General features: G+C 66.5%; 3 protein-coding genes. 1 reads left to right on the plus strand and 2 read right to left on the minus strand.

The features are described from left to right. Positions 1-363: 363 nt before the first annotated feature. Positions 364-1,377 (minus strand): phosphate ABC transporter substrate-binding protein PstS, encoded by a 1,014-nt coding sequence (gene pstS, locus D180_RS13150; RefSeq protein WP_017910159.1) that lies wholly within the window; start codon positions 1,375-1,377, stop codon positions 364-366. A gap of 258 nt (positions 1,378-1,635) precedes the next feature. Here pstS and D180_RS13155 point away from each other — a divergent pair, with 258 nt between their 5' ends. Continuing rightward, a complete protein-coding gene (locus D180_RS13155) occupies positions 1,636-2,886 on the plus strand; it encodes a porin (protein ID WP_017910158.1) in 1,251 nt (416 codons plus the stop codon). A 290-nt stretch (positions 2,887-3,176) separates the two neighbouring features. On the opposite strand, the gene nth is transcribed toward D180_RS13155, so the two are convergent. Further along, positions 3,177-3,866, minus strand: a complete 690-nt coding sequence (gene nth / locus D180_RS13160; protein ID WP_017913150.1) for an endonuclease III — start codon at positions 3,864-3,866, stop codon at positions 3,177-3,179. Positions 3,867-3,927 lie beyond the last annotated feature (61 nt).

A 3,927-nucleotide genomic window follows, 5' to 3' on the forward strand; every position in this document is an offset into this window, starting at 1 on the left:
CCGTTGCCGGGCTGGCAGGCGGTGACGGCGAAGGCCAGGGCGAGGGACAGGACGGCAATGCGCGCCGGCTGCAGTTTCATGGGGGTCACTCCGTAGCGAAGAGCGCCGGGACATCCGGCGGATGCTCGCTATGAAATGATATTTTTGTTACAGCGAGATGACTTGCGGACTGGTTGGCGGACGCCCTCACCGGATGCGGCGCTCGCGCCGCCTTCCGGAACCGTGGCAGGGCAGGGCGGCGTGCCCCCCTGGGCCTGCGCACGGCTCCGCCAGCGGGGACAAAAAAAGACGCGGACCCTGCGGTCCGCGCCTTCGGGACATCGCCGTGCCGGCGCGCGAGCGCCGGACGGGCGAGACGCCGGCTTACTTCATGTTCTGCGCCCAGTAGGCTTCGATCTGCTTGACCAGCGGCTCCGGCAGCGGCACGTAGTCCAGCGCCTTGGCCTGCGGCTGGCCCTGCTCGAACGACCACTTGAAGAAGTCCAGCGCGGCCTTCGACGACGCCGGCTTCTTGGCCTTCTTGTACATGATGGCCCAGGTGGTGGCGGTGATCGGCCACGCGTCCTGGCCCGGCGCGTTGGTCATGATCAGGTTGAAGTCCTTGGCCGACTTCCAGTCCGCGGTGGCGGCGGCAGCGGAGAAGGTCTTGTCGTCCGGCATCACGAAACGGCCGGCGGCGTTCTTCATGCCGGCGTAGCTGAGCTTGTTCTGCAGCGCGTAGGCGTACTCGACATAGCCGATGCCGCCGCGGATCTGCTTGACGTAGGCGGCCACGCCCTCGTTGCCCTTGCCGCCGATGCCGGCCGGCCACTGCACGGCGGTGCCTTCACCGACCTTGCTCTTCCACTCCGGGCTGACCTTGGACAGGTAGTTGGTGAAGTTGAAGCTGGTGCCCGAACCGTCGGAGCGGTGCACGATGGTGATCTTCAGGTCGGGCAGGGTCAGGCCCGGGTTCAGCGCGGCGATCGCCGGGTCGTTCCACTTGGTGATCTTGCCGAGGAAGATGTTGGCCAGCACGGTGCCGTCGAGCTTCATCGCACCCGGGGCCACGCCCGCCACGTTGAACACCGGCACGATGCCGCCGATCACGACCGGGAACTGGCCCAGGCCGAACTTTTCCAGATCCGCGCCGCTCAGCGGCTTGTCGGAGGCGCCGAAATCGACCGTGGCCGCCTGGATCTGCGCGATGCCGCCGCCGGAACCGATCGACTGGTAGTTGACGCGGTTGCCGCTTTTCTCAGCATAGGCAGCCGACCACTTCGACAGCACCGGGTAGACGAAGCTGGAGCCTGCGCCAGTGACATCGGTGGCTTGCGCCGCGAGCGAAAACGTAGCGACCGCGGCGGCTGCCAGCAGTCGGAGCTTGAGGGAACGCATCGGGAGAACTCCTGAAATAGGTGGAATGCCGGCACCCCGGCCGGCATCGGCTGCATTCCAAGACTTTTTCATGAACGTCTGAAGAAAATCAGATGTCAGTCCGGTGACAGCCTTCCCGGACGGGGCTGCCTTCGTTTCGAAACGAAGCTGACTCAAAACCGTCATGTCTTTGACGGAATCTTTACAAATGGTCGGGCCATCGCACTGGGGCCGCACCGCACCCATACCACCCTGCCACCACCCATCGGAGAGATTCTAATGCGTTCCCATCTTCTCGCCACGGCGATCCTCGCCAGCCTCGGCCTCGCGTCGGCGCCGCAGGCGTTCGCGGCGAAGGCCAAGGCCAGCAGCAACCCGCCCGCCGTCAGCGCTGCCCAGCTGCAGCAGCTGCAGGCCCAGATCGAAGCGCTGCAGACCCAGGTCCAGCAGCTGCAGGCGCAGTCGGAAGCCCTGCAGGCGCAGTCCGACGCGCAGTCGGAAGTGAATGTCGTGCAGGCCCAGGCGACCGAAACGGCGCAGGCCAGCGCCGCCAAGGTCGACAAGCTCGCCAAGCTGGTCAACGACAACAAGATCGGCGGCCGTATGTTCTTCGACCTGACCAACATCGACCGCACCAGCGGCGGCGCCAAGACCGCCGCCAGCGGCACCGGTCTGGACGTCAAGCGCTTCTACCTGACCGTCGACCACAGCTTCAACGAGATCTGGTCGGCCAACCTGACCACCGACTTCCAGTACAGCTCGGCGCTGTCCAACACCCAGCTGTTCGTGAAGAAGGCCTACGTGCAGGGCAAGTTCGACGACGCCTTCGCCCTGCGCATCGGTGCCGCCGACATGCCGTGGGTGCCGTTCGTCGAGAAGTTCTACGGCTACCGCTACGTCGAGAACACCCTGACCGACCGCCTGAAGTACGCCAACTCCTCCGACTGGGGCCTGCACGCCTTCGGCGACCTGGGCTCGCAGGTCAACTACGCGATGTCGGTGGTCAACGGCGCCGGCTACAAGAACCCGACCCGCGGCAAGGGCATGGACGTGGAAGGCCGCGTCGCCTACATGCCGATGCAGAACCTGGCCATCGCCGTCGGTGCCTACTCGGGCAAGCTGGGCAAGGAAACCGACATCCTCGACGCGCAGCACGACTACACCCGCGCCGATGCGATGGTCGCCTACGCCGATTCCAACTTCCGTCTGGGCGGCGAGTACTTCCAGGCCAAGAACCTCAACAACGTGCTGACCCCGGCCACCGACAAGTCCAGCGGCTGGTCGGTGTGGGGCAGCGTGGCGCTGACCGATGGCGGCATCAACGCCTTCGCCCGCTACGACAAGACCGACCTGAGCAAGACCATCGACCCGACCCTGGCCGACAAGTACTGGAACGTCGGCGTCGAGTTCCCGGTGCTGAAGAACCTGAAGCTGGCCACCGTGTACAAGTACACGCACCAGGACAACGCCAGCAAGAAGACCGACGTGGAAACCAAGGAATTCGGCGTCTGGGGCGACCTGTCGTTCTGATTCGCGGAGATTCCCGCAGGTTGTACGAAAGGCGGCGCATTGCGCCGCCTTTCTTTTTTTGCGGCGCGATCGCCGAGGCGCGCGCGATGGGGTGCGGGCCGGGGTGCCTTTCACGGTTCGCGTCGACGACCGTGGACGATAGTCGCTGCTACAGCGGCCAGGTGGCCTCTCGTGGAGAACTGGAGAAGCGGTTTCAACCGCGACGGGCGCAGCGGCGGACGACATGCGCCGCGCAAGTTGCCCAAGCCGACATCCCCGGCGCTGTACCGGCCGGCGCCGCGGCACGCCGCTCAACCCAGCGTCTTGTCCTTGTACCGGCACAGGTCGCGGATCGCGCACTGCGGACAGTCGGGCTTGCGCGCCTTGCACACGTAGCGGCCGTGCAGGATCAGCCAGTGGTGCGCGTCGTGCAGGAACTGCGCCGGCACCCGCTTGAGCAGCGAATCTTCGACTGCGCGCACGTCCTTGCCCGGGGCCAGCCCGGTGCGGTTGGCGACGCGGAAGATGTGCGTGTCCACCGCCATGGTCGGTTCGCCGAAGGCGGTGTTGAGCACCACGTTGGCGGTCTTGCGGCCGACCCCGGGCAGCGCTTCCAGCGCGGCGCGCGAGCGCGGCACCTCGCCGCCGTGCTGCTCGACCAGGATGCGGCAGGTGGCGATGACGTTCTTGGCCTTGGCGTTGAACAGGCCGATGGTGGAGATGTAGCGCTTCAGCCCGTCCTCGCCCAGCGCCAGGATCGCGGCCGGCGTGTTCGCCACCGGATACAGGCGCCGCGTGGCCTTGTTGACGCCGACGTCGGTGGCCTGCGCCGAGAGGATCACCGCGATCAGCAGTTCGAACGGGCTGTCGTATTCCAGCTCGGTGGTCGGGCTGGGGTTGAGTTCGGACAGGCGCGAGAACAGCTCGTGGATCTCGTCCTTGCTCAGCAGGCGTCCGCGCCGCGCAGGCGGGCTTGCGCCCGTGCTCGCGGTCGCGCTCATTGGCCGCCTCGCTGCGCGGCCTTGGCCTTGGCGCGGGCCAGGATCGCCGCGGCGGCCGCCG

The sequence above is a fragment of the Xanthomonas sp. SHU 166 genome, assembly GCF_000364685.1.
Taxonomy (GTDB): Bacteria; Pseudomonadota; Gammaproteobacteria; order Xanthomonadales; family Xanthomonadaceae; genus Xanthomonas_A; species Xanthomonas_A sontii.

What these genes read in the sequence shown, in the direction of transcription:
- pstS (WP_017910159.1), bottom strand. Translation starts at nt 1,377, where the DNA reads ATGCGTTCCCTCAAGCTCCGACTGCTGGCAGCCGCCGCGGTCGCTACG.
- D180_RS13155 (WP_017910158.1), top strand. Translation starts at nt 1,636, where the DNA reads ATGCGTTCCCATCTTCTCGCCACGGCGATCCTCGCCAGCCTCGGCCTC.
- nth (WP_017913150.1), bottom strand. Translation starts at nt 3,866, where the DNA reads ATGAGCGCGACCGCGAGCACGGGCGCAAGCCCGCCTGCGCGGCGCGGA.